This is a genomic window from Paenibacillus sp. NRS-1781, assembly GCF_050467745.1.
GTDB classification, from domain to species: Bacteria; Bacillota; Bacilli; order Paenibacillales; family Paenibacillaceae; genus Paenibacillus; species Paenibacillus terrae_A.
The window spans coordinates 39341-64264 of the sequence record NZ_JBITPI010000016.1; the positions used below are offsets into that span (position 1 = coordinate 39341).

The 24924-nt window shown below is 48.9% G+C and carries 21 protein-coding genes and 3 pseudogenes; 3 read left to right on the plus strand and 21 right to left on the minus strand.

Annotated features, from left to right (window positions below; genetic code table 11):
• Window positions 1–219: 219 nt before the first annotated feature.
• A complete protein-coding gene (locus ACIFO6_RS06220) occupies window positions 220–2289 on the minus strand; it encodes a bifunctional aldolase/short-chain dehydrogenase (RefSeq protein ID WP_430039106.1) in 2070 nt (689 codons plus the stop codon).
• Window positions 2290–2658: 369 nt separating this feature from the next.
• On the opposite strand from ACIFO6_RS06220, the gene ACIFO6_RS06225 reads away from it, so the two are divergent.
• The gene (locus ACIFO6_RS06225) at window positions 2659–3066 is read left to right on the plus strand and encodes a hypothetical protein (RefSeq protein WP_430039108.1); all 408 of its coding nucleotides are present in this window, start codon (window positions 2659–2661) and stop codon (window positions 3064–3066) included.
• A gap of 158 nt (window positions 3067–3224) precedes the next feature.
• On the opposite strand, the gene ACIFO6_RS06230 is transcribed toward ACIFO6_RS06225, so the two are convergent.
• The 14 genes and pseudogenes from ACIFO6_RS06230 to ACIFO6_RS06295 form a co-directional block, all read right to left on the minus strand.
• Window positions 3225–3857, minus strand: a complete 633-nt coding sequence (locus ACIFO6_RS06230) for an RraA family protein (RefSeq protein WP_430039110.1) — start codon at window positions 3855–3857, stop codon at window positions 3225–3227.
• 121 nt (window positions 3858–3978) lie between these two features.
• A complete protein-coding gene (locus tag ACIFO6_RS06235) occupies window positions 3979–4845 on the minus strand; it encodes an IucA/IucC family C-terminal-domain containing protein (RefSeq protein WP_430039112.1) in 867 nt (288 codons plus the stop codon).
• Window positions 4817–5632: an ABC transporter ATP-binding protein gene (locus ACIFO6_RS06240; RefSeq protein WP_430039114.1), complete on the minus strand. Its 816-nt coding sequence runs from the start codon at window positions 5630–5632 to the stop codon at window positions 4817–4819. Before ACIFO6_RS06240 ends, ACIFO6_RS06235 begins: the two co-directional genes overlap by 29 nt.
• Before the next feature lie 113 nt (window positions 5633–5745).
• Window positions 5746–6837, minus strand: a complete 1092-nt coding sequence (locus tag ACIFO6_RS06245) for a FecCD family ABC transporter permease (protein WP_430039116.1) — start codon at window positions 6835–6837, stop codon at window positions 5746–5748.
• Window positions 6834–7838: a FecCD family ABC transporter permease gene (locus tag ACIFO6_RS06250; RefSeq protein WP_430039118.1), complete on the minus strand. Its 1005-nt coding sequence runs from the start codon at window positions 7836–7838 to the stop codon at window positions 6834–6836. The genes ACIFO6_RS06245 and ACIFO6_RS06250 overlap by 4 nt, the downstream gene beginning before the upstream one ends.
• Before the next feature lie 110 nt (window positions 7839–7948).
• Window positions 7949–8953 carry an ABC transporter substrate-binding protein gene (locus ACIFO6_RS06255; RefSeq protein ID WP_430039120.1) on the minus strand — a complete coding sequence of 335 codons (1005 nt, stop codon included), beginning with the start codon at window positions 8951–8953 and terminating at the stop codon, window positions 7949–7951.
• A 97-nt stretch (window positions 8954–9050) separates the two neighbouring features.
• Window positions 9051–10667: a helix-turn-helix domain-containing protein gene (locus ACIFO6_RS06260; RefSeq protein ID WP_430039122.1), complete on the minus strand. Its 1617-nt coding sequence runs from the start codon at window positions 10665–10667 to the stop codon at window positions 9051–9053.
• A 106-nt stretch (window positions 10668–10773) separates the two neighbouring features.
• Window positions 10774–12819: an IucA/IucC family protein gene (locus ACIFO6_RS06265; protein WP_430039124.1), complete on the minus strand. Its 2046-nt coding sequence runs from the start codon at window positions 12817–12819 to the stop codon at window positions 10774–10776.
• Window positions 12820–12953: 134 nt separating this feature from the next.
• The gene (locus ACIFO6_RS06270; protein ID WP_430039126.1) at window positions 12954–14186 is read right to left on the minus strand and encodes a type III PLP-dependent enzyme; all 1233 of its coding nucleotides are present in this window, start codon (window positions 14184–14186) and stop codon (window positions 12954–12956) included.
• Window positions 14187–14210: 24 nt separating this feature from the next.
• Entirely contained in the window at window positions 14211–14972 is a 762-nt protein-coding gene (locus tag ACIFO6_RS06275) for an HpcH/HpaI aldolase family protein (protein WP_430039128.1), read from the minus strand.
• Window positions 14966–16855: an IucA/IucC family protein gene (locus ACIFO6_RS06280; RefSeq protein ID WP_430039130.1), complete on the minus strand. Its 1890-nt coding sequence runs from the start codon at window positions 16853–16855 to the stop codon at window positions 14966–14968. The genes ACIFO6_RS06275 and ACIFO6_RS06280 overlap by 7 nt, the downstream gene beginning before the upstream one ends.
• Window positions 16846–18807, minus strand: a complete 1962-nt coding sequence (locus tag ACIFO6_RS06285) for an IucA/IucC family protein (RefSeq protein ID WP_430039132.1) — start codon at window positions 18805–18807, stop codon at window positions 16846–16848. The genes ACIFO6_RS06280 and ACIFO6_RS06285 overlap by 10 nt, the downstream gene beginning before the upstream one ends.
• 25 nt (window positions 18808–18832) lie before the next feature.
• Entirely contained in the window at window positions 18833–20302 is a 1470-nt protein-coding gene (locus tag ACIFO6_RS06290) for an MDR family MFS transporter (protein ID WP_430039134.1), read from the minus strand.
• Between the two features lie 51 nt (window positions 20303–20353).
• Window positions 20354–20665 (minus strand): annotated as a pseudogene (locus tag ACIFO6_RS06295) (aminotransferase class III-fold pyridoxal phosphate-dependent enzyme); the annotation flags it as partial.
• Window positions 20666–20847: 182 nt separating this feature from the next.
• Between ACIFO6_RS06295 and ACIFO6_RS06300 the strand changes: the two are divergent.
• Window positions 20848–21048 (plus strand): annotated as a pseudogene (locus ACIFO6_RS06300) (aminoglycoside 6-adenylyltransferase); the annotation flags it as partial.
• A gap of 132 nt (window positions 21049–21180) precedes the next feature.
• Here the strand turns inward: ACIFO6_RS06300 and ACIFO6_RS06305 are convergent.
• Window positions 21181–21516, minus strand: coding sequence for a YolD-like family protein (locus tag ACIFO6_RS06305; protein WP_430039136.1), 336 nt, complete (start codon window positions 21514–21516; stop codon window positions 21181–21183).
• A gap of 12 nt (window positions 21517–21528) precedes the next feature.
• Window positions 21529–21723 carry a hypothetical protein gene (locus tag ACIFO6_RS06310; protein ID WP_430039138.1) on the minus strand — a complete coding sequence of 65 codons (195 nt, stop codon included), beginning with the start codon at window positions 21721–21723 and terminating at the stop codon, window positions 21529–21531.
• A 338-nt stretch (window positions 21724–22061) separates the two neighbouring features.
• On the opposite strand from ACIFO6_RS06310, the gene ACIFO6_RS06315 reads away from it, so the two are divergent.
• Window positions 22062–22937, plus strand: a complete 876-nt coding sequence (locus ACIFO6_RS06315) for a hypothetical protein (protein WP_430039140.1) — start codon at window positions 22062–22064, stop codon at window positions 22935–22937.
• Window positions 22938–22982: 45 nt separating this feature from the next.
• On the opposite strand, the gene ACIFO6_RS06320 is transcribed toward ACIFO6_RS06315, so the two are convergent.
• From ACIFO6_RS06320 to ACIFO6_RS06335, 4 genes and pseudogenes are all read right to left on the minus strand, one after another.
• Window positions 22983–23297 (minus strand): zinc ribbon domain-containing protein, encoded by a 315-nt coding sequence (locus ACIFO6_RS06320; protein WP_430039142.1) that lies wholly within the window; start codon window positions 23295–23297, stop codon window positions 22983–22985.
• A gap of 118 nt (window positions 23298–23415) precedes the next feature.
• Window positions 23416–23667, minus strand: coding sequence for a helix-turn-helix domain-containing protein (locus tag ACIFO6_RS06325; protein WP_430039144.1), 252 nt, complete (start codon window positions 23665–23667; stop codon window positions 23416–23418).
• A pseudogene (tnpA, locus tag ACIFO6_RS06330) lies at window positions 23667–23992 on the minus strand (IS200/IS605 family transposase). The gene ACIFO6_RS06325 and the pseudogene tnpA overlap by 1 nt, the downstream one beginning before the upstream one ends.
• A 335-nt stretch (window positions 23993–24327) precedes the next feature.
• Entirely contained in the window at window positions 24328–24816 is a 489-nt protein-coding gene (locus ACIFO6_RS06335) for a hypothetical protein (protein ID WP_430039337.1), read from the minus strand.
• Between the last annotated feature and the right edge of the window lie 108 nt (window positions 24817–24924).

Sequence of the window (24924 nt, forward strand, 5' to 3'; positions counted from 1 at the left end):
GCTACGCTTCTTCAGAACGATTCCATCCGCTACGCTGCTAACCACCATAAAGTCACTTCTATTTTAAAATTTTGGGTGTGCATATTTTTGAAAAAACACAAAACACAAAACACGAAACGTAAATAAGTAATTATAACTTATTTACGTTCTCATTATTTAAAAGAGCTGACTATCTTATAATCAGAGATTTATTTGAAAGTAGCCCAAGCTCATAACTTCCTAGCGTGTAAAGGCAGCGGGGACGCCGCCGTCGATAGTGAGCATGCAGCCTGTCGTTTTCTCCGCCTTGGATGAGGCGAAAAAGGCAATACCCTCTGCGATATCCTGCGGGTAAATGTTGACCAGCAGCGTCGTCCGCTTGCGGTAGTGTTCCTCCAGCTGGTCTGGCTCAATGCCGTAGGCCGCAGCGCGTTCGTTGCGCCAGTTAGAGTTCCAGATCGCCGAGCCTTGCAAAATAGCGTCCGGCAAAATGGTATTCACCCGGATACCGTATTCGCCGCCTTCTGCAGCAATACAACGGGCGAGATGGGCTTCCAGTGCCTTAACCGAGCTGTAGGCTGTTACATTTTTACCCGCATAGACCGAATTCTTCGAGCCGACGAACACCATACTTCCGCCAAGTGTCTGTTCCTTCATCAGCTTGAACGCTTCCCGTGCCACCAGGAAATAACCCGTGCCCAGCACGTTCACGTTCAAATTCCATTCCTTTAATGAGGTTTCGTCGAATGGACTGGAGGTGGCCAAACCCGCATTATTGACGATGATATCCACACCGCCATAGGTCAGAGCAGTTTCTGCATAGGCAGCCTGGATCTGGTCCTCCTGTGTCACATCCATTTTGACTGCAATAGCGCGGTTTTCTCCAAAGTGATCATTCAGCTCGGCGGCCACCTTTTGCGCACCTTCCAAATTCAGGTCGGCCAGCACGACATGTGCTCCTTCATCCACCAGTCGGCGTGCGGTTGCACTGCCGATTCCGCCTGCGCCGCCTGTAATGAGCGCGATTTTGCGCGAAAATTCCGCTTCTGCCGGAGCGAGTGACAGCTTATACAACTCCAAGGGCCAGTATTCCACGTTATACGATTCATTTTCACTAAGCGAAACAAACTGCCCTAACGCCGTTGCACCTCGCATCACCGCGATAGCGCGATGATACAATGCACCACTCACCTGTGCGTTACTCCAGCTTTTTCCTGTGTTAATCATGCCGATGCCCGGGATTAAAATCACACGTGGCGCGGCCTCAAACATAACGTCTCCTTCATGCCGATTGCGTTCAAAATAAGCTTGGTATTGCTCCTTATAGGCTGCAATACCCTCTACGAGCTTTATTTTCAAACCCTCGACATCCTCCACATCCGGCGTCCAGTCTACAAAGAACGGCACCACCTTGGTATGAACCAGATGATCCGGGCACGCTGCCCCGACCTGTGACAATACAGCAGAATCCTGACCGTTCACAAACTCCAGCACGTCCTCTGCATCATCAAAGGTAAGGATCATCTTCTTCTCATCACTGACCGCTCCCCGAACGGATGGCATGACGCTAGACGCAATCCTGCGGCGTTCCTCATGGGTAAGCGCTTTATATTTTGCGCCTCCAAACGACTGCTTTTCCTCTTGGCGAGCCTTAATATAGCTTTCTGCTTCTTGAATGATTTCAATGGTTTTCGCATAGGCTGCCTCGGAAGTTTCTCCCCATGTAACCAGACCGTGCTTTTCCATCAATACCAATTCTGCTTTGGGGTGATCGAGTACACCTTGGGCAATCATCTTGGACAGCTTAAAGCCAGGACGGATATAAGGGACCCATACAAAACGGTCACCGAAAATTTCCTTCGCAATTTCCTTGCCGTTATGCGCACAGCACAAGCTGATAATCGCGTCCGGGTGGGTATGATCCACATGTCTAAAAGGTAAAAAAGCGTGCAATAGCGTCTCAATCGAAGCACGCGGATGTTTAGCATCTATCATACAATTCGCCAGATACGCGACCATATCCTCGTCAGACATATCTTCCCTTTCGAACAAGGGACGGATATCCTCCATACGAAGCCCTGTAAAGTTATGCGCTTTCATTGTAGCAAGATCGGAACCGCTGCCTTTGACGTACATTACTTCTACTTCACGCCCACGAAAATCCTGTATCGTCGTTTTGGCCGAAGTATTGCCGCCTCCCCAGTTGCATACACTCCTGTCCGTGCCGATAAGGTTAGAGCGATATACGAGTTGTTCCAACGTGTTTTTTTGCTCAGATGCTTGTGAAGAATTCCACAGACTTTGTACCATAGGAAAAAGACCTCCAAGTTCATTTTTAGTTTTGAATAGCTTTATTACAGTGTGTATTTTTGGTTTAAGGAGACTATAACACTTTTGTTTTGATTTGAAAATATATAATACAAAAATAATCAAAAATAAATATTAATTTTTAATAACCTGTAAAACGGTAATTGCCATGCTGGAGAGAAAGCGCTTTAATAAATCTGGCGTCACAGGAGGGTATACACTTTAAAAATACAATGAGGCCGTGCCGGGATCAGGTTATAAAAACCTTTTCCAGCACGGCCTTACTCATTGGTGTACTATTTTTTTGAAAAATAGGAGCTGGAACGAGAAAAAGCTCTACAAGAAGCAGCACTTGTCTTAAAGAAAGGCGGGATGCTGATCACTTCAGCTATATCGAGGTTTGGTTCGTTACTTTGGGGATTATCTGTATATGGCGACCACAACACCATTGTGGAGGAAGATGCGTTCATGGAAATGGTTAGACGGGAGCTAGCCGATGGTCAGCATGTGCGCCCTGCCGATTATCCCTCTTTTATCGCTCGCTCCTACTTTCATACACCAGATGCCCTACTTGCAGACTGGCAAGCGGCTGGATTGCAGGAGCCTCGTATTTTCGGAGTGGAAGGACCCGGCTGGATGGCTCCCGGATTTAAAGAGAAGTGGACCGTCCCGGACCATCGCAGCCGTTTGTTAGCAATAGCACGACAAACGGAGGAGCAGGAATCCATCATAGGTATGAGTCCGCATATGCTGGCAGTAGGTACCAAAGCACCAGACTAGATAGACAAGTTTGTAAAAGATATGCTTCCTATGCACTCACGAATGAATACAACATAGCGTCCATTCACAAACGGAAACCATCAAAAAAGGTGATTGAGAACGTTTCTATTTCCATAATCAAATTGACTTCAATATGTAGTGAGATGCCAGTAGTAGACTTACCTTTCCAGCCGGGCATTCAAAAGCTGATCGTATCCGAATTGCTGGCGCGTAAGCTCCTCCTTGCGCTGTTTTTCCAAAGCTTTTTTCCCCAATTCCCACGCTTCCTCCGGCCTCACTACAAATACACCATCGTCATCACCCAAAATGAGATCACCCGGATGTACGCTGACCCCAAACAGGCTAATCGGCGTATTCACCTCTCCCTCCAGTTCCAGTGTACGTGTAGTTAAGGCACTAACCCCTTTGGAAAAGACGGGAAATTGCAGCTGGTTCAAGATACCGACATCTGTGACACAACCGGAAACAATCACACCAGCCAGTTGTTTTTTCATCGCTACATAGGCTCTGAATTCTCCCCAACAGGCTCTGGCATCGTCACCGGACATATCGACAACCAGCACATCACCCGCTTGTGCCAATTCCAGTGCATGACGCACAGCAGTGGAGTCCAGATGGGGAAGCCTGACCGTAACTGCATTCCCCAGCAAACGAATGGGACGGAACAACGGCTGTGCTCCCTGCATACATCCAAAATCCGTGAAATGCCCAAGGGTAGAAGCACTAACATGCTGATAAAGCTCCAGCAGGTCCGTCGTTACCCCCTGAACCCGAGATTGAATGCGAAACATACAAACCATCTCCTTTCGTGATATAACCAAAACTCACATTATGCATATAGAAATCAAAGCAGGCGGAATGGCGCTTAGGCAAAATTCCAGCTCACTACAGCTCAAACTTCGTAGCTTATACTTAGCTCGTACAATGTATCTTCGGACAGGTAGGGCAATAGCTGCCCTTTTCCTTCAGCTGATAAAAATAGCAGCAGGTTTTGCGAACACGTACAGCTTTCACGGCCGCAGTGGGCGTGGCGGATACCGATGCCGTTACAGGTACCACCGCTCTCTCTGAACGGGGAGTACCAAAATACCGAGCCAGTGGATTTTGCCGTTCACCAAACAAGTGAGCCGGAGCTTCACAGGTCAAATATTTAAAATCCTCCTCCATTCGTAGCCGATCCTCGCTTTTTAGCTCCTGCCGGATGCGGTTTTCATATAGCGCATAGACATAGATAGCGGTGTTTTCCCATAATACCGTCCTCGGAATGGAAGCAACAGCAGACACAGATCGCCACATCAGGGCCAAATGCTCTGCAAATACATGCTGAATGACGTGATCACGCCAAGCATGACGCTGCTCCAGACCGATGTCTTCCCCATCCTCACCCTTCTTTCCGCTGTCACATTCCGTAACCAGCAATCTGTTCAAATGCAACCTTGGAAGCCAGGTATCCTTGACAAAAGCAGATTGGATTGCACAATCAGCAATCTTGACTTCCAGCATCTTGTTATATACCGACATGGCATACAGAGCCGGGGACACGATCAAAAAACCGTACCGCTTCGCCAAAACAGAGGCCGTCACCTTGCGTGCAGAAAAATCATGCAGCCCTGCCAGCCGATCCAGATACATAGCACATTGAGTTGCATCCAGCAAATCAGCCGCAGGTAGATCATACCGTCCGATTGGAGCTTGTTCACCACGGCTGCTTATTCGCAATTTTTCCGTCAGATACGACCATTCGGCAGGCTCAAACGAAGACCCTTTGGCGTACAGCACCCATTTTCCTCCCCTTTCCATGAGGAATAAACATCGGTGTTCCGTACAAGGGATCAGGAATGACTTGGCAGCGCAGTTGGAATACCTTTTCCACCGTCTCTGCGGTCATGATTTCTTCCGGCTTTCCCTGCGCGTAAATGCGCTTATCGTATACCGCAACCATGTGGTGCGCATAGCGACAAGCCAGATTCAGATCATGCAGCACCATGACAATGGTCCGCCCTTCTCGTTCATTCAAATCAAACAGCAGGTCCAAAATCTCAATTTGATGCGTCATGTCCAAATAGGTCGTCGGCTCATCCAGCAGGATCATATCCGTCCCCTGCGCCAAAGTCATGGAAATCCACGCACGCTGGCGCTGCCCGCCGGATAAGGAATCTACTGGACGATCCGCAAAAGCCTCCAATTGCGTCGCTTGCAGCGCGTTTTGTACCTGTGCTTCATCCTCTGCCGACCACTGCTTCAGCCAGCTCTGATGTGGATATCTGCCCTGCTTGACCAACTGATACACGGTCAGTCCTTCCGGCGCTGAAGGTCCCTGCGGCAAAATGGATAGCCTTTTGGCAATCTGCTTGGAGGGTAACTGGGCAATAGCCTGTCCATCCAGCAGCACCGCTCCCGCCGCAGGCTTCAATAGCCGCGCCATGGCACGCAAAATCGTCGATTTGCCACACCCATTGCTGCCTACTAGTACCGTTATCTTTCCCTCCGGAATTTGCAGGTCCAGCTCTTGAATGACCGGGTCTGACCCGTAGTTAATCATCAGGTCCTTCACCTCTAAACCCATGCAGCTTCCCTCCCCTTTTATAAACTGTGAACTTAAGATGTTGTATATTCCATTAAAAAGATATACCACCCATAAATGTTCAAATAAGTGTTCAAAAAAATTCCAGCTCGGCTTTAATGCCGATTTCGGCGCTGGAGCAGCAAATACAGGAAAAACGGTGCGCCCACCCCTGCTGTAAAAATGCCTGCGGGAATATCAATCGGATAAAAAGCCGTACGGGCCAGCAAGTCGGCGAGATACACCAGCAATCCCCCTACCAGTGCTGACACCAGCGTCAGGCTACCCATAGAGCGACCTACCCATCTGCGCGCAATATGCGGCGCGATTAAACCCACAAAACCAATCGCTCCCGCAACTGCTACGGCAGTTCCAGCAAGAATCACACTGAGCAGCAGCAACATCACACGATGCCGCTGCACCTCCACTCCCAAGCCGGTAGCCACATCATCCCCCAGCTCCTGTGTGTTGAGGCTGCGTGAAAAATAGAGAACCAGAGGTGTGCAGATCACAACAGCGATCAGCATCGTATATACGTTATTCCACGATGCTCCATACACGCTGCCCGTCAGCCAAATATAAGCCTTGCCGGCTGTAAAGGACGAGCTCATGACCAGCATCAGCGTCGTAATCGAGCTCATAGCAGAAGCCAAACCAATTCCCACCAGCACCAGTCGGATGGGTGTCACACCATCCTTCCAGGCCAATATATACACAAGTAGCGATACGACCAGCGCTCCAGCAACAGCCGCCACAGGTAGCCATTGAATGCTCATAACAGCTCCCCCGTAAGCAATGAACGTAACTGCCGCTACGGATGCTCCGCCTGTAATCCCGAGGATATCCGGGGATGCCAACGGATTGCGGATAATGCCCTGAAGCACCGCTCCCGCGATGCCCAGAGCCGCACCAACCAGCACCCCCGTAAGCGCCCGTGGAAACCGCAGCCTGTACAGAATAAAATCATAATCGCCTGAGCCACGCCCCCATATCGCTCGAAGCACTTCCCAAGGGTGCACATACGTATCTCCCCAGCCTACACTCATCACGCCCATGATCAGTAGCGCCAAGGCCAGTCCACACATCATCCATAGTGCTTTCTTTTCCAGTTGGATATGAAACCTGCCATTTCTGCTGCGCAGCGTCACATAATGCTTCGCATTCATGCCGCCTCTGCCAGTCCCATGCTTCAAATTCACGCGCTTCATTTCCACGCCACCCCTTTACGGGCAATGTAGACGAAAAAGGGAACCCCGATCAAAGCTGTAATGACGCCAATCGGAATTTCCTGCGGCGAAATCAGCACTCTGGCTGCGGTATCCGCCGACACCAATAGCAAAGCACCCAGTACCGCCGAAAAAGGGATAATCCAGCGGTAATCCGCACCAACCAAAGCACGCGCCACATGCGGAATGATCAGACCGACAAATCCAATCGCCCCCGCAATAGCAACAGAGCATCCAGCCAGCACCACAATAATCAGGCCCATCGCGCATTTTACCCATAATATATTTTGCCCCAAGCCCTTCGCCACATCTTCCCCAGTCACGAGCAGATTCACCGCTCTCCCCATAAACATTGCCGAGATCCCAGCCACTAGCATAAAAGGAAATAAAGGCTGTAGCATCTCCAGTGAACGTCCGCTGACAGAGCCTGCCATCCAGAACAGCACATTTTGCATCCCCGTTTCATTCATCACCAAAATAATTTGGATCATCGACATAAACAAAGCGTGAATGGCAGAGCCGGACAATACAATCTTGACTGGCGTCAACCCATCCCTGCCTAATGATCCGATGACGTACACCAGAACAGCCGCCAGTCCTGCGCCGATCAAGGCAAAGCCCATCAGAGACATCATGGACTCGACCAAAAACGCGACCGCTGCGATAGAGACGAAGAACAAAGCACCCGCATTGATACCGAACGTACTGGGCGAAGCCAACGGGTTGCGGGTAAGTGCCTGCATGAAGGCTCCTGCCATCGCCAAGCTCGCGCCTACAACAGCAGCAATGACCGTACGCGGCAAGCGTTCGGTATGTATCAGCACATGCTCTACATTTTGAGCATCATAATGAAATAAGGAAGAAATTATAAAATTTGAATTAATTAGCGTTCTACCCATCAGTAGGCCAAGAGATAAAGCTCCTGTCAACAAAATCAGGCATACACCAAGTCCAGTCCATTTTCTTACATTTGTCGTTAGCATCGTTGCATAGCCTCACTCTTCCAACAGCCTGGTACAACATAAAAGAAGGATGAGAGATATCCCCCCTCACCCCTCTGCTGTATTTCCGTCGTTCTTATTGTCATGTAGGTTTATGATTTCAGATCATACATTTTATAAAGATCATCCAGCATCCGATTCGCGCTCAGATAACCTCCAGCCAAATTCCAGTTCACCTCGTCGACCTTAAAAATGCTATTTTTCTTGTATGCATCAAGGTTTTTCCATAGAGGATGACGGGTCCAGGCTTCAACATTTCTTTCAATCGCAGCCGGATCCTTACCGGAGTTAAATACGAACAATGTCTCTGCATTCATATCGGGTATGCTTTCCTTGCTGTTGACTTTAACTCCCCACTGATCCCCTTCTTGTGCAGGAGGGCGGGTAAAGCCTAACTCCTTCAGAATTTTCCCGGCATAGCCCATATAATAAATACGTGCATGGTCCGCGCGGAAATTGACAATGGAGGCCTTGATCGGCAGACGGTCACCCATTTTCGTCCTGAAATCCGCTACACGCCGATCCCAATCCGCCAGCAATTGTGTTCCTTTGTCCTCCTGATTCAACACTTGTCCGATCAGTTTTACGGTTTCCTTCCACTCATATACTTCATTGACGGCCACGGTAGGGGCAATTTCCGATAATTGCTGGTACGTCGCCTCGTTACGGAATCGGGTTGCAATGATGACATCCGGTTTCAGGTTATAAATCTCCTCCAGGCTCGGCTGTGTTTCCAACCCGACCGTGGGAATCCCTGCGAGATCCTTTTTTAAATAGTCATACACAGGCTCCGTTCCATGGGACTCCACAATCCCCACAGGCTTTATACCATAGGCGATCATAACATCGTTGGCTCCGTTATACAGCGTTACGACCCGCTTGGGTGTCCCCTTAATCTCGGTTTTACCCAACACATGCTCAATGGTACGCACCGAATCGGTTGAAGCCGCTCCCTGTGTATCCGTCGTTCCTTTATCCGTTCCAGTCGCTCCACCGGAATCCGCACTCTTACCCGCGCCTCCAGTGCCACAGCCTGATAAAAGCAGCAATACAACGATGAGCGCAATCCATATACTCCCCTTGCCTGATGCTTGCATTTCTCTATTCCCCCTATTTAGATCGCCAATAATGATATTGATTCTCATTATTAATTATAGGGAGGGGGACCATGATGAACATGGACGTTAGCGTCCTTTATTTGGACGAATCAGACAATAACAACGTGACCGTTTTGTCCAATAACAGGTCGTGGGACAACGAAGTATAGCATGTATACAGGTGTCGGCTATCACACATATGGTGTACTGCTCCGCTTTGCACCGCCTTTAGCTTCTGCCATGCAGGAGAGCGCCACAGTGCCAGACATTCCTGCTGAATCGTTTGTTCTTCACAGGCATTTCCATAATGGCGGAAACACGTCAGTATGATGCGATCCGCATCATATTCAGCCAGATCGTCCACCGTCACCTCAAGGTAATGGACAATATCCTCCACTCCCGCAGGCATAGCCAGCTTTAAATCCCCGTATAACACCGTTCCCACATTCCGCTGTCCATACACACACATTTTCTGGTTCCCCACTCCGACGATTAGCACCGTCTCCCCGCCGATCTTTTGCCTGAGTTTTCGAGAAATGGTCGCAGCCTTCGTTTCATACCGTTCCAGCCATTCCACCGCTTCCGCATCCTTGCCGACAATACGGGCAATCGACTGAAAATGAGTGCGCCAGTTTTGAAAAAAGGGCACGGTGACGGTGGGCGCAATCTGCTCGTACATTTTTTCCTTTTTCGACTTCTCAAAATCCCTAAACTCACAGGTTAAAATCAGATCAGGCCGGGCTGACATCAGCTTCTCCAGGTCGGGCTGAACCTCACCCACCGAAATGGTATTGCGGAAGCCTTCGGTGACAGGATAAGCCTTGTTGATGACCGCCGCATACGGCTCAATGCCCAGCGCAATCAAATGTCCAGTTAACAGATGCTTGAGCGAAGCAATTTTATCCGAATAACGGATTGTATTCACGTAGGCTGAGGGGGAGCGTCCTGTCGCGGCTTTAAATTTGCGGCTAAAATAGAACTCATCGCTAAAACCGGCACCGTGAGCAATAGATCGGAAGGAATCACGGGTAAGCACCAGCGCCTGCTTCGCATGATTGATACGAATGTCCGTCAAATATTCCGTCGGGCTTTTGCCGATCAATTTTTTGAACATACGCGAATAATAATCAGCGCTCATCCCTGCCAGCTCCGCCAGCTTGTCCCGCGTAATATCGGAAGCATAGTGCTGCTCCATATAATGAAGGGTCAGCGTCACCGCCTGCTGCACATCAGGCTTCTGATCACGGCTCGTATGCTGAAACAAGGACATCAGCATTTCCTGAAATACAATGTTGGCCTTCATTTGGTCCCACACACTGTTACAATGATGCTTCCTCTTGATCTCTTCGACCATATCCATCACAAAACGAAAGTGGGAAATGATCCATTCATGCGGTCCAAGCGCTGGTGCGGGTATGTAACGATCCGGCTCCCCGGACGGTTGTAATGCAAGAAAACGGATGATGTAATAATCCGCTGGAGCGCCGGACAACATATGGAGCTTCATGGCTGCGCCGGGAGCGAGCATAAAGCCCTTTTGACGGTAAAGAGGATACGTCATTCCATCAATGACTATATCCCCTTCGCCTTCATTGAATAATAACAAGGTATGAAAAGACGTTTCTTGCCGGGAGGAAGAGCGACCAGAGCACACATGCTGAATATCTTGCAGTTTATAAAGAAATGAAATAAAGGATTGATCCTGCGTATTCATGGCTCCCAGCCTTTCTATATATCGATAATTATTCTCGATTCTATGAGAACTCTTTTCATTATATATAGACTGGGTCGGATTTTGCAAAATGGAATTGCACTCAAGCTTATAAATGATGAAACGGATTCTGTATGCGGCTTTGACCAGATGGCATGCTGCCGGGTACGCCGGACTGCTCCAGCAAGGGTTTAACCAGCAGCTTCAGCGGCCAGTCCGGCTTTTCAAATAAAATATGCTCGATTTCCTGACGAACGGCAGCCTTGAAGGGCACACGTTGGATCGCTTCTTCCAATTGATGCTTTAGTACAGACCACAAAGTGAACTCATCTATTCCATAAACATTGCTAAGAGTATCTATAATGGCGTACAGATTGACTTGAATGCCAAGGGTTTGCAGGTAGAACAGCAGTTTCCTCGGTGTTTCATTATATAGGCTGTTGGAATAGCCGGGCCGGATTTGGTATTCAGGATCGGCTATTCCCTGCTCTGTCAGCCAGGGCAGATGCAGACGTACCGAGTCATGGTCACGCAGCAAAATATGCTCGATCCTGCCATTTTTCCAGACCAGCACACAGTTTTGTCCATGGATTTCAGGCATAAGCCCGATCCGATACAAGCGCAGCATGATTTCAAAAAATGTCGAGCATACTTCACCGAACAGTTGTTTTACCGATTCTGCCGTGTCTGGAAGTCCGCGCTCAGTGGCCCATTCCAAGAAAAAATGATGCTGGCCTGCGGCCAACGCAGACATGGGAATCAGGCGAACAGCAGGAGCATGGATCAATTCGTGCGGATAAATCCGCGTCATCGCTGCCAGGTGCCGGGGTGGATCATCATACAGGCTGCCATTTTCCGGCATATAGGCCCACCAGGAGCCTTCATCGCATAAAAATAAGCGCTCCTGAAGCTGCGGGTCACGCGTCTTGGCTTGCTGCAACATGGCTTGTCCGCGATCTCCGTTAATCAGCTTCACCGCAGGGAGATAGCGGGATGCGCCCAGCGAAAACACGCCCAGCGGCAGCTTGACATAATTGGGCCCGCCATCCTTGGGTGACAGGGAGCGCACAGACGAGGTTGCCTGAAAAGCTCCGACCTTCACTTCCAGTGGAATCCATACTTTGTCCACCTGCTCGGTATGTAAATGCCGGGGTAGCATATACGTGAGCTGCCACGGGTGAACGGGGATTGCAATATAATCCGCTGCTAATCCGCGTTCCTGCATCTCCTGCTCTACTAGCTGACGCTCGGAGCTGGACAGAAGAAGGTCTTCTGGCTGCTGCCCATCGTATGGACGCTGTGTATCCGATTCGACTGTCGCTGCTACTGCTTCTGTTTCTATGTCCGTAAAATGAGGTCCTTGTGCGATTCCCACTCCGGTCATCACCGCATCCTTTCGGAGCGCCACCCAGCTCAGCGTGATGTCTTGCCCAAATTCAGCGATATATTTGCGATAGTCCTCCTCGTTCAAGCCCGTTTTGGCCTTGGATGCGGGGTGAAACGGACGATCACGCAGCGAAGAATATCGTTCCAGTTGAAGAAAAGCCTCCGAGAGCGATTTCTCCAGTATATTTTCATCCGTCAGTCCGCTATCAAGCGACCATGTAGTCTGTTCAATGGATTGCTCCAGTAGCTGGACAAACCGTCCCACTCCCTCCTGTTGACGGTATTCTTCATCCAGGCATCCCTCAATCACACGCTGCATCAGCGATACGGGGTGAAGCAATTCTGCACCAAACCCGCCACCCTCTGACCACCGCCGAATTTCATACACACCACTCGACTGTAGATAGCGATAGGGTTGAACCACCGCAGCTTGTACAGGAAAAATGAGACTGTGCTGCTGTTCCCGATCCACCCACCAGCGGTAAAGGCTTATAGAACGACCGTTTGGAGAGGTTTCCTCTTTTGGAGCCGCAATAGCTTCAGGATCGGCAAAAGAAAATAGCTCGCCTAATTCAGGATGGACGGTAGTATAGTAGCTTTGCCATTGCGAAATAGACAACAGTTCAATATCGGCATTCTCCCAAAATCCTTCCGCCAGCAATGTATTGATGAGTTCCTGCATGACATGGTTTTCAGCCTGCTTTTTCTTCTGCAAAAGCGTTGTTTCTTCGGATGAAAGCACCGGGGTCGTGCTTGTTGTGTACTTCATATGGATCCATTCCTCCTTCATGTTAGTGTTGCTTTTACGGATTTCGACCCTGATCATAGGCTTTATTTTAGAAATCCGGGGGCTGGGGCGATGGGAAGCACCATCCGTCTGCGTAGTGGCGCTATAGGTAACTCTCAATTTTGGTTTATATAGTAAAAATGTGGATGTGGATGGCTGAGAAAATCATGATGGGAAATCGTCCAGCCATAGGCTCCCGCAATATGGAACAGCAGAACATCGCCAATCCGCAAATGCTCCACATACACTTCATGGGCCAGCACATCCTTGGGGGTACAAAGCTCACCCGCGATGGTCACCGCTGTTAGTCGCCGCTCTGTGCGCGGAAAAGGATAGCGCCAATCGTCAACAGCAACCACCTCAAACGGCTGATTATGCTGCCATGACACTGGCAATCGAAAGTGATGGGTTCCCCCACGAATAATGGCGTAGTGCTGGTCATGATTCGTTTTGAGGTCGATCACTTCTGCCGCATAATACCCGCAGTGCGCCACCATATAGCGCCCGGACTCAAAAATGAGCTGGATGTCGGGAATGCGGTACTCCTCCCACACTTGATGCAATTCCTCCATGAAATCATCCCATTCGAACCTGCGCTCCAGATCGGTATACGAAATGCCGAAGCCGCCGCCCGCGTTCAGATAGCGGATGGATAGATCATGCTCCTGAATCCAGCCCTGCACACACTGCAAATACGTAGCGACCATGCGGGCATGCAGGCGGGCATCCAGATTATTGGACAGAGAGTGCATATGGAAGCCCTCCAAATGCACATACGGAAGGCTTTGGAGGAGTCCAATCGCTTCCGGCACCTGAATTTCGTCGATACCAAACTGAGTGGGACGACCAGACATCGTGATGCTCGCCTCCGGCAAGGTACGCCGCAAATTAATACGCAGCAAAATAGATACACGCTGCTGTCTGCGTTCCGCGATCCAGCCGATACGCTGCAACTCATGCAGACTTTCAGCATGAATCAGCATCACCTTCCGCTCCAACGCTTCCTCAATTTCAGCGTCCTTTTTCCCCGGACCTCCAAAAATAATCGGCACGTCGGCGGACACTTCGCGAATGGTCCGAATCTCTCCAATAGATGCAGCTTCAAAGCCCTGTACGATGGGAAGCAGGCTGGCGATCAAATGAGGATCGGGATTAGCTTTGACCGCGTAAAACAAACTGCAATCGTCGGGCAAGCTGCTCACACAACGTTGTGCCCGTTCTCTCAGTGCGCCTAGGTCATATATATATGCGCATACCGGCTGCTGCTCTCGCTCCCGTGTTTGCTGGATAAGCTTTTTCACATACGGAACGATCTGCCCTCTGGATAATGCTGTAACAAGCTGACTCATGTTCTTCCTCCTTTATGTTGAGAGCTACTGTAGGTCAGACCTTCTTTTTTGCAAGGCGCGAAAAGCAATTCCCCGCTCATCACCCAGCACGAAGGCATGAACCCCTTGTTCCACCCATGCGCCGTATTCCCCGTCCCTACGCGGAATGGCACAGTACGGAATACCTGCTTGCCGTGAAGCTTCAAAGACGCGCTGTAGCCCCTCCTGGACAATCGTTGCATCGGTCTGCCACGGCACCCCGTACGATTGGGACAAATCCGCTGCTCCCTCCAGCACCATGCCCATACCCGGTACAGACAAAATATCCGCAACTCGCTCGACACCCAATCCGCTCTCAATCATCGGCACCAGCATAATTTGTTCATTGGCCTGCTTCATGTAGTCCACCAGATTTCCTTTGCCAAATGCGGCAGGTCTGCCGCTGTTCAGGCTTCGCTTGCCCTCCGGGCTGTATTTTGCAGCCTGAACCAGCATCTCCATCTGCTCCCTGCTTTCCACATGCGGAACGACAATCCCCTGCGCTCCGCTATCCAGCACGCGCAGTATTTCCTTGGCATCGACCTTGGGCACACGCACCAAAGACGTGATGTGTGCGGTTTCCGCAGCACGGATCATATGCTCCACCGTCTCGGGATTGACCATGACATGCTCCATATCAATGATCACAAAATCATATCCGGCATGTCCGATCATTTCGACCGTAAGCGCCGCCGGAATGGAAGCGATGAGGCCAACGACCTCCTGTCCTGTCCGCAGCTTCTCCTGAAGCCGATTTACAGTCAACATGTCGGCTCCCGGTGCACATACAGCGGGTTCATTCCCGGCTTGAAATGAAGGTCCTCATCCCCAAGCAGACGTCTTTTCATCAATTCTTCAATCTGTACAGTCGGGGCAAACAAATCAAATAGACGGAATCGCTTCTTATGCTGAGGATGCTGGCGCTGATAATCATGAATGACCTGTGCAGACATCTCCCAAAAACGCTGCTCGGCCAGTTGATAATGTTCCGCCAGGAACATCGCCAGCTCGGCGGCTGCAATAAAGAAAAAAGCATCGTAGGAAAAGTCGCGTACATCGTCCGGGTTACTCGTTTTAATAAACGAGTTGCGGTTAATCCGGGCATGACTTGGCGGCTCAGGATGAAGATCGGGGCATTTCTCCGGCTCTGTCAGATGGTTCATAGAAAACCGGACACCATCATGAAAATCTTTAAGCGCCACCCGTGTCGGTTGCCCGTTCCGGTGGATCAAAATGATATTCTGGCCGTGGGATTCCATACCAATCCCATGCGCATACAGCATATGAATAATCGGCGATATTGTGGCCTCCAGCACACGCCGGGTCCATTCCTCTACGCCGAATTGCTGTATCCACGGATCAATGAAGGGCACTCCATTTTTTTGCACATAACATAGTCCGTTAAAAGGAATCGCATCCTCATCCGGCTGCAAATAGCCATGGATGCTTTCCCGCCAGACCGTCCCTAATGAACCGTAGGTTTTCGCCTGACGGTATTCGGGAAGCTGCTCATAGTCATACGTGATACCCAAAACCTCACGCAAAACAAAGAATCCCTGCTGTGCGGCATATTCATCGTGTTCCAGTAAACCATGCAGCCAGTCCGTGATCAGCGCTCCGTTCAGCACCGTATGTCCAGCCATGATCCGGCTGGTCGAGGTATTCGTAATGCTGAGCGAAAGCTTCACATATGCGCGCTCCGGTGTCGTCCGGTTGGACCATGTGCGGATCGACTGCTGCGCCTGGTACACATCGCTCGCTTCACCGAGCCACACGATCCGCTGATTTGCCAGCTCTTGATGAAAACGGGGTAAAATGATCTGCTGCCATTGCCACGGGTGAACAGGCATGAAGCGATAGGCCTCCGGCTGCTGATCGTAGCTGGTTAACAAGGCTTGGAAGCGCGCAACTTCACTTTCCCCCAGTTCCTGGAAAATAAATGCTTCATACTCAATCGCCTGCGACTGTCCTGCCCGGCTATGGCTCTTGGCGATAGCCAGCCAAACAGGACGGAGCGTCTGCTTGAACTCGGGACCATACAGTTCATTATCTGCCAGCGTAAAGCCGATCCTGGATTTGTAGCATGGATGGTAGGGATGCCCATCCCCCAAATTGCCTTCCAGCTCATCATATCGACGCTGGTCATCCGCCAGAAATGGCGCGGTGAAGGAGCTTTGCGCCTGTACATCCTTTAGCAAGGTCTGCTCCAATTCCTCGATAAAGCGCTGAAGCCGTTCACCCTGCTGTGCGGCACTGAGGACCTCATTTGCAAAATCCGCGAGCATGGCTGTCGTTTCGCTTCCGTCTGTCCCAACTCGAATGACGGGAACAGGAACGAGCCGAATGCGCCCAAAGCTGTGCATCCGTTTTCCGACAGAACGGTATTGGACGGGGCGACCTGTAATGTCCTTGCCGGACAGTATAAAATGTGGATCGCCGTTATCCACGGAATCGCTATGCATGTCATAGGGCAAAATTTCTTCATATAGCAATGCCTGAATCAGTTGCCGGATGATACGCTGCTCCACCTGCGTAAAGGTATCCGAGCGGAGCGCCTGAATAAAGCGCTGAGTGGTCGAAGCGTTGCTGGCGGGAGCTGTAGAAAGATTGCTTGTGGAGAAATTATGATCCGAAATGTTGGTTACAGACATGAAGCCACCTCACGAAAATGAATTGGATTAGGGATCGGGATAAACGAAGGCGTATCCCCTCTGGACTGAAAACAGCTTGTAAAATTGGCTTTGGCAGGCAGCGTAGGTGCGGTCAATAAATCTTGGATATAGGCGGCTAGACGGGGGCAAGAGCCTGCATCTTGTTCCTGTAATCGCTCCAGTACCTTGCTTACCACCCTCCAGTACTCCTGCTCACTGTGTTGCTCATGAACTGCAAGGGCATGAATCAATGCCCCCAAATGGTTAACAAAGAAATAATAACGGGTACGCATCCACGGCTCTTCTGCACCGTACAATACAGGACTATCCTCAGCAATCAGTGAACCGACCCACCCGGCTGCCTCGGCCTGTTCACGCACAATACTTACGCCCTCCAAATCCCGTACATAGTAGCATTCCGGCCATCCGTCCTGTAGGGACAGAAGTGAATTTTGTACATGGGCCTCGAAGGCGATACCCTTCACCGCAAGCAAACGCAGCATGGGCACCATGGATACGTGCAGATACCGTTCCAGCCAAGCTAACAGGTCAGGCCGTTTTCCGTTTTTTCCCGGGTCATTGTCCCGAATCACTCCAATAAGCCGCGGCTCCTGTTCACCCGGCAACGGCTCCAGCAAGGAAGCCAGTACATAGGTGGATTCAGGGTTCAAATCCATCGGACGATAAAGAACCGTAAACTGGTCAGACAGCTGCTCCAGCTCTTGAGCCGTCGCTGTTCCTCGTTCTGTTGCCGCCGGGCTATACTCATGTCCTGCGTCATACTTTGCATCACTGGTGGTGACCTGTGAAAGCCCTGCATCCTTAGTAAACTCAGGACTCTCCGTGCGTTTCGCTTCCTCATTCGGCTGGAAGTATACGCGGCTGTATCCCGTTTCTGTCAGAACCTTGAAGGACTCGGATTGGATATGGGACGACCAGTCGGCTGAAAGCTCGTGAATGACCTTCGCAGCATCCAATGTACGCCGAGCCTGCTCCTGTGTATTGTCACGCACCAGATTGGTAATCCGCACATGCAGCGGCAGCTTATAGCCGTTTCCGGTTTTCAAATCCCATACTGTTCGTATCGAAGAAGTTGGATAAACGACAGGACCTAGCGCGCCCAATGGAATCAAAACCCGCTGACGCATCAAACTTTGAATGCAGGATTGACGCAACACCTGCTCGGCCTGCCATGGATGCATAGGCAAAATGCGATATCGCGCCAACTCCTCTCCCCATTGACGCCGAGTATGGAGCCGCACAGACGGGTCAATGGCATCCCTGCGATGCTCTTCACCAATCCATTCCTCCTGCACGTTATCCTCATGAACCGCGAAATAATACAGCGGAAACGCCGCACCCATCTCGGGACTGTATAACGGAAGCTCATCATCGGCAAAACCCTCCGTGCTTTTCGGAAAAGGATGAAAAGGGTGTCCGATCAGCAAAGACTGCTCCGAACGTACATACGTCAGGTGGGCTTCTGCACTTGAGAAAGACTTTGGCTTGCTCTCGCCTGTGATCTTCGTATGGTGATCCATAAAGAGCGTCATTTTGTGCATGCTGTTACGAATGCGATGTTTCATCTTTTGCTGCTCTGCTTCCCGTTGCTCGGGCTTGGCGTGATAGCTCATCTCGTCCAGCAGCCTTTGTATAACTCCATCCATCTTTAGGGGCCTGTGAGTCCCACCTTCTTCTGCCTCGTACCAAGCACTCCCATACACATGCTGGCCAGTTGCAGAGAAATGGTGTAGAGTTCCTGTGATTTTCAACCCGATTTGGGGCAGAATCACCCTTATTTCCGATGCTTCCGTATTCATTCTCGGGTCAAATTGTTGTGTTTCCCGCAGATAGCTGTTGACCAAGGCCCGCAGTGTCGCTTGCTCCGCCCAGATCCTGCTTTTGGACAGCTCTCCAGCGATCGTGGAAACCTCCGTTGATTGTGTCAGCATGTATACTCTTTCTCTCCCTTCCTGTTCAAACCTTAGGTGTAGCCGCAGAAGCTTTCGCTTTCGGGGTATCACTGGATGTACGACGCGCTCCTTTTTTACGAAGGAAGTCAGGCGTCTTCAGGAAAAAAGCGGCGGGAATGGTGAGTAAAATCAATATACTCATCCCGATAAAGCCCTCCCTGATCGCTTGCAGCGTTCCTGTTTCCACCGAATAGCCCCCCGCCAGAAGCTGAGCCTTGCGAACTTCAAAATAAATCGAAATCACAACCATTCCAAGGGAAGAGGTCAGTCTGCGCATCACATTGTTCATTGCCGAGCCTTGGGCTACCAGCTCATCGGGAATCGTATTCAGCCCGGCCGTTGTGGCAGGTATATTCGACAGACCCAGCCCAATTCCCCGCAGCATCATGAGGACGAAGATCATCCACAGCGGTGAATTCATCTGGAGCATACCGAGCATCGCCGTAGCGGCACATGTGATGATAAGTCCCGTGCTGATCATTCCTTTTGGCCCCTTGCGATCTAATTGCTTGCCTGCTATCGTGACAAACCACCCTGTACATATAGCGGAAGGCAAAAACACAAGTCCTGTCATCATGGCGTCATAGCCATACACATGTTGAACCAGCATCGGAACCAGAAAAATGCTGCCGAACATCGCAATCGCCTGTACACTCGCCACGATGACGCTTAAGCTGTAGGTCGGTATTTTGAAAATGTGCACATTCAGCAATGGCTGTTCCTTTACCAGCTCCATTCGCACGAACAGAACCAGCAAAACCGCTCCTGCAAGGAACAGCAGAATATGCAGCGGGGCAATCAGATCCGCAGCTGTCGTTGTCCTGCCCAGCGCAAACAGAATCAACCCCACACCCAACGTGACCGTTATAAATCCGCTGCTGTCAAAGGTGCGCGACGGATTGCTACGTGCAGCTGTTAAATAACGCATCCCCAGCAGCAATCCCAGCAGTCCGGTTGGCACATTTATGAGGAAAAGCACCTGCCAGCTGCTTAGAGATAGCACGATTCCTCCCACCGTAGGTCCGAGCATCGGAGCCGCCATAATCGCAATCCCCCAGATTCCCGTAACCTTACCGCGTTCCTCCTTGGGAAAGGCTTCAAAAATCAGCGCCAGCGATAACGGAATCATCAGCCCGCCTGCCATCCCTTGCAGTCCCCGACAGAGGATGACAGTGGTAAGCCCCCATGATAACGAGCCGAGCAAGGAACCTGTGACAAAGAGCGCTAGTCCGCTCAGATATACTTTCTTTTTTCCAAAACGATCTGCCAGATACCCGGTTAAAGGCATCGTCATACCCATCGTGATTAGAAAAATAGTGATGAGCCAGCTCGCCGTAGCAGCGTTCGTATGAAATACTTTAATGAAAGACGGAATCGCCGGGTTCAGCGAACTGTTATTCAGCAAAACCGTAAAGGTGCCGAGCATCACCGTGATGACGACCTTCCATTGCTCGGACACAGCCCATATTTTCATCCCTCGGCCTGCTTAACCATGACCGTGCTGCAACCTGGTATAGGCCACATGCACCGGAGTAGTCAAATCGAGCGTATGCAAAGGACGCTTGTGATCCAGCAGCTTCCTGATCGCCTCAATGACCACCGGATGGTTATGACCGAATGCTAAAGTTCCGGCCCCGGTCAGGCAGTCATAATATATTTTTCCATCTATATCCTTGACATGAATGCCCTCTGCTTCGGCGATGGCAATGAGGATACGGGAGGGGTAGGATCTGGCATTGGATTCCCGTGCAGCCTGACTCTCCAGATAACGAGTATTTTGCGAGATAGCAGTAGTAGCTTTTGGCAACTCGATCACTCCTTTGATATTGATAATCATTTTCAATTAATTCACCTCCTTATTATATGGAATAAATATCCTGATTCCATGGACATTTCAGACCGGAATTTGGACAAAAACTGTTTTTAATTCCTAAAATAGAATAAAAAACCACAATAAAAATCGTCATTTCGACCATTTTGAACTGTGGTTCTTTTGCATTTCTTCCTGACAGGATCAGGAATGCAGATTATGAACACATGTGGCAGGCACTTTTTAGGATGGGTGACTTATTCAGAGAAGTGGCCCTGGAGGTGGCTAATCATTATGATTATGAATACCCGACTCAGGATGATCAACGTGTTACGAACTATCTTCATCATGTACAAGCTCTTCCAGCAGATGCGAAGGATATTTTTAATGAAAAGACCAGTCAGATATGATTTATATGTGCTGCTTTAGCCAGTGCGCTGCTCGCTCCGGTTGCGAGATCGGAAAATGATGGGCTTCGTTCACCATTGTTTTTACTTATTTTCAACTGAACCCCTCCTTTTACCATTACTGATTCATAATGCTCATATATCTGCCTTTATAATTTCCTCCAGCTTAATCCAGCTAAAATCCTCTTCTCCACGGGACAGCTTCACTTCCCGCCGACTCGTGTTAATCACCGTCACAAACCCGCACAGCTCCTCGTCATCAAATGGATTGAATACCCGCAGCGTAATGGGCTTCCGCTCGTTATAGGAAATGATGATCGCCTGCTCAATCTGCTGCATTTCCTGATCGTCCAGTGTCGGCTTGCCGCGTCTCCCCTGCTCCTTCATCAGTCGCAAATATGCATCCCGATGCTCAGGCAAGATCATGCGAGAGCTTTCCCATATGCCGTTCCCTTCAAGCTTTTTCCCCAACGTAAACGCCTCCTATGCTGTTCTGATTACCGGATGCCATGCCAATACCTGATCTAATCGAAAAACGCGTGGCTGGCCTGTCTGTAAACAAGTGGCCCGTATCAAGCCATTCCGCACACGATGCACCTCAATGCGCCGCTGAGACAGCTTGCCCTTCCGATCCATATACACGATTTCCACGATCTGTCCCACGTATTTTTCCAGCATGCTCCTTCACTCCTTATCAGAACGTTTGTTTGTATTATATGCGAACATGCGTTTGATTATCAATGTTAAATAATCCCCTGAGAGAATGGGATGCTCTCAGGGGATTATTTAACACGCTTTGACATCAAAAAATGAATCTTCCCAATCGTAATTCCAGCCCACATGTAATAGAACATCATAGTATTAATTCCTATAATCTGGAACGTAGAATATTCCAAACTCCAATATATATGGGTTTTATAAACATTTATTTATAAATATAGGTATTAATGTTTAGACAATACTTTTCATTTTTTGTAGTCTTGGTAAGAAAATAAAATTTAAGGAGTGTAATGATTATGAAATTTGTAAAGCTAACTTTATTCACGGTGGTTTGGATGATGGTTCTCTTTTTTAGTACTAGCCACAGCACATATGCTGCTGCTAAGGGGGATGTCCTTAATAAACCGGAAGAAGGATGGTCTCGTTATGAAGCAAATACGCCCGAGATTACCTATCTTGGTGGTAATTGGTTTCGTGATAATACTGGCCCAATCACCTGGACTTCTCCCTGGCAAAAATCTGGAACCAGTTTAAAGTTTAATTTTACAGGTACTAAATTAAGATTAATTTCTACCACTTGGTGGTCTGGTTCCAGCAGCATTGATGTCATTATAGATGGTGTTAAGGTTGATAACTTTTCTTTGACTGGAAGTGACGTAGCAGCCCGTAAAATCATGTACGAAAAATTAAACTTGCCTCAAGGAGAGCACTCTGTTGAATTTGTAAATAATACACCCAACTATTTATTTATATACGCAATTGATACGGATGGGTCGTTACTTCCCTTTAAACCTGTCGAGGTAGCGCCAACTCCTGAACCGTCTGAACCAACTAAACCTTCCGAACCGTCAAAGCCCTCTGAACCCTCCGAACCCTCACAGCCGAGTGGTGACCGTGCAATTCTGGTTGTGACTATGGATAACGGGCTTGAAAAAGAATTTGATATAAGCAAGAAGGAGCTAGCCTCTTTCATTCAGTGGTATGACGCTAAAGATGCCGGACGGGGTGCTTCCTTCTTCGCCATTGATAGGCATACCAATAACAAGGGCCCTTTCAACAGCCGCAAAGACTATGTAATATTCAATAAAATTGTGACATTCGAAGTAAACGAATATGCATGTGAACCTCTCTCCAAAGAATTGGAGAGCTTCTCAAATCATCAGGACTCGTAACCTCGTTCCTCCTTGAAGGCTAGTTCCTAGCCTGATTGCGTTAGATTAAGATACGTTCTGCAAGGCTAGTTTCAATATATTAATAGCTGCATTTTCATCCCGATCTGCAACGTATCCGCAAGGACATTGATGGACACGAACAGCAAGTGATTTTTTGACGATTTCTCCGCAGTTGGAGCATCGCTGCGATGTGCCAATTGGATTCACTTGCACAACCTGACGACTGGCGCTTTCAGCCTTGTACGTCACGAATTGAATAAGTTGATTTGCCATTCTTAACCATGATGGTACACGTCTTGATCGTTCCTTGCGGCTGCCGATGAAGTCGAATGCGTACATCGCCGATCTTGGAAAGCACAAGTTGCTTTCCTTCTATGGAAAACCCACTCTGCGGGTAGGTAAAGGAGTTGTACTGACTTTCAGGCTTGAATCTCGGAAAGCCCGCTTTCTCGCCATTTTTGACGCGGCGAAAAAAGGCTTAGTACGCCTTATCCAACCGCTCAACGACATTTTGAAGGACTTGGGAATGGACGTTTTTGAGTTCAGGTATGTACCGTTTTCTCTCTGGCAACGTTGCTTTTTGCTCGTAATAGGTAAGACTCTGCCCCGTTTGCTCGTAAGCAGCGATTCGTTCGGCGAGCAAACGATTATAGAGGAGACGGCAACGTTCCAGCGCGTACCCTTGCTCCTCTTTGGTTGGATATAGACGGAATTTATAGGTTCTCTGCATTAGCCGTCTCCTTTCTTTTGATTTTCGATGTATTTCTTTATGGCTTGTTCGGAGATAGGACCAATGGTTTCAATGAAAAAGCTGCTGTTCCAGAGGTGTCCACCCCATAATCTTTTTTTAATTGAGGGAACCTCAGAAATAGTTTTCTTGCAGAAATTCCATTCAACATTTTTACAATATAGGAAGGAGCTATTTGGGGGCGTGCTGATGCAAAAACATGAATTTGGTCTTTTTCGCCAACCTCCATCATGACTACTTCAAATTCTTTTTCTTGAGCAATTTCTTGGAACAGTTCTTTAAGGTAGGCTTCAATTTCTGCTGACAGTACAGATCGGCGTTACTTAACCGACCAAACGATGTGATAATTGACGTTGTAAACGTATGTTCTAGCGTACTTTATATTTTCTTTTGTCATACAGATAGTCTACCAGAACCAAGTTGATACTCAAATAGATACAATGATTTTGGAGTTACAGATAGTGAAGATGAAAGTCCGCTCGTCCTAAATAATAATAAAGGCCTTTTATAGTACAGTACGTCCACAACTAATTCAATATGTAACACTCCCTCGAAGTTGGACAGTTCTTAACATTAGAAAAGTGGCAAGCCTCCAAGGGGCTTGCCATTTAACGCTTCTCCAGAATTAAACCGCTGATGCGATTAAAATTCGTAGGTGGACAGCTTGATATCCTCTTTATTCAAGCTTTTCAATGGATAGGCTTGGCCATTCCAATAATTCAGGATATCAACAGGCTCATTAGCGCTATGTTCTTTTAGCATAAGAGATAATTCAGGCAACAAATTCGGAAGCTGGTAAGAGCTTGTTATAAAATGGTACTCTTCCGGATTTTCACATTCTTCAGCTCTGTAAAAAACAAAGTAGCCCTCCGTGTTGTCCCCGATGAGTACAATGTAACGAGCAAGAAAAATAATGTCACCATTGGAAAAGGGAATGGAATATGTCGCATTAGGAATTAAATCCGTTTCCACCCCTTCTATGCGCGCGGTAAGTTCACTGTTAAGAGCATCTATTCTTTCTAGTTGCTCGCTAATAAGGCGTTCATAGCATACCGGGACAAGCCCTCCTTTCCTAATCGTGGTGATCAGTTCATCAATAAATACTTTTTGAGACAAAACCCGATTACTCATCCTATTCATCTCCACATTCATTTAAATCACAACCCTCTTACTCATTTTCAAGATGCTTCATATTTATGTAAATTAAAATCTTATGTCATAGAAATGCTCTCTTGTTCA

What these genes read in the sequence shown, in the direction of transcription:
- ACIFO6_RS06220 (WP_430039106.1), bottom strand. Translation starts at nt 2,289, where the DNA reads ATGGTACAAAGTCTGTGGAATTCTTCACAAGCATCTGAGCAAAAAAAC.
- ACIFO6_RS06225 (WP_430039108.1), top strand. Translation starts at nt 2,659, where the DNA reads ATGCTGATCACTTCAGCTATATCGAGGTTTGGTTCGTTACTTTGGGGA.
- ACIFO6_RS06230 (WP_430039110.1), bottom strand. Translation starts at nt 3,857, where the DNA reads ATGTTTCGCATTCAATCTCGGGTTCAGGGGGTAACGACGGACCTGCTG.
- ACIFO6_RS06240 (WP_430039114.1), bottom strand. Translation starts at nt 5,632, where the DNA reads ATGGGTTTAGAGGTGAAGGACCTGATGATTAACTACGGGTCAGACCCG.
- ACIFO6_RS06245 (WP_430039116.1), bottom strand. Translation starts at nt 6,837, where the DNA reads ATGAAGCGCGTGAATTTGAAGCATGGGACTGGCAGAGGCGGCATGAAT.
- ACIFO6_RS06250 (WP_430039118.1), bottom strand. Translation starts at nt 7,838, where the DNA reads ATGCTAACGACAAATGTAAGAAAATGGACTGGACTTGGTGTATGCCTG.
- ACIFO6_RS06255 (WP_430039120.1), bottom strand. Translation starts at nt 8,953, where the DNA reads ATGCAAGCATCAGGCAAGGGGAGTATATGGATTGCGCTCATCGTTGTA.
- ACIFO6_RS06260 (WP_430039122.1), bottom strand. Translation starts at nt 10,667, where the DNA reads ATGAATACGCAGGATCAATCCTTTATTTCATTTCTTTATAAACTGCAA.
- ACIFO6_RS06265 (WP_430039124.1), bottom strand. Translation starts at nt 12,819, where the DNA reads ATGAAGTACACAACAAGCACGACCCCGGTGCTTTCATCCGAAGAAACA.
- ACIFO6_RS06270 (WP_430039126.1), bottom strand. Translation starts at nt 14,186, where the DNA reads ATGAGTCAGCTTGTTACAGCATTATCCAGAGGGCAGATCGTTCCGTAT.
- ACIFO6_RS06275 (WP_430039128.1), bottom strand. Translation starts at nt 14,972, where the DNA reads ATGTTGACTGTAAATCGGCTTCAGGAGAAGCTGCGGACAGGACAGGAG.
- ACIFO6_RS06280 (WP_430039130.1), bottom strand. Translation starts at nt 16,855, where the DNA reads ATGTCTGTAACCAACATTTCGGATCATAATTTCTCCACAAGCAATCTT.
- ACIFO6_RS06285 (WP_430039132.1), bottom strand. Translation starts at nt 18,807, where the DNA reads ATGCTGACACAATCAACGGAGGTTTCCACGATCGCTGGAGAGCTGTCC.
- ACIFO6_RS06290 (WP_430039134.1), bottom strand. Translation starts at nt 20,302, where the DNA reads ATGAAAATATGGGCTGTGTCCGAGCAATGGAAGGTCGTCATCACGGTG.
- ACIFO6_RS06310 (WP_430039138.1), bottom strand. Translation starts at nt 21,723, where the DNA reads ATGCTGGAAAAATACGTGGGACAGATCGTGGAAATCGTGTATATGGAT.
- ACIFO6_RS06315 (WP_430039140.1), top strand. Translation starts at nt 22,062, where the DNA reads ATGAAATTTGTAAAGCTAACTTTATTCACGGTGGTTTGGATGATGGTT.
- ACIFO6_RS06325 (WP_430039144.1), bottom strand. Translation starts at nt 23,667, where the DNA reads ATGCAGAGAACCTATAAATTCCGTCTATATCCAACCAAAGAGGAGCAA.
- ACIFO6_RS06335 (WP_430039337.1), bottom strand. Translation starts at nt 24,816, where the DNA reads ATGAGTAATCGGGTTTTGTCTCAAAAAGTATTTATTGATGAACTGATC.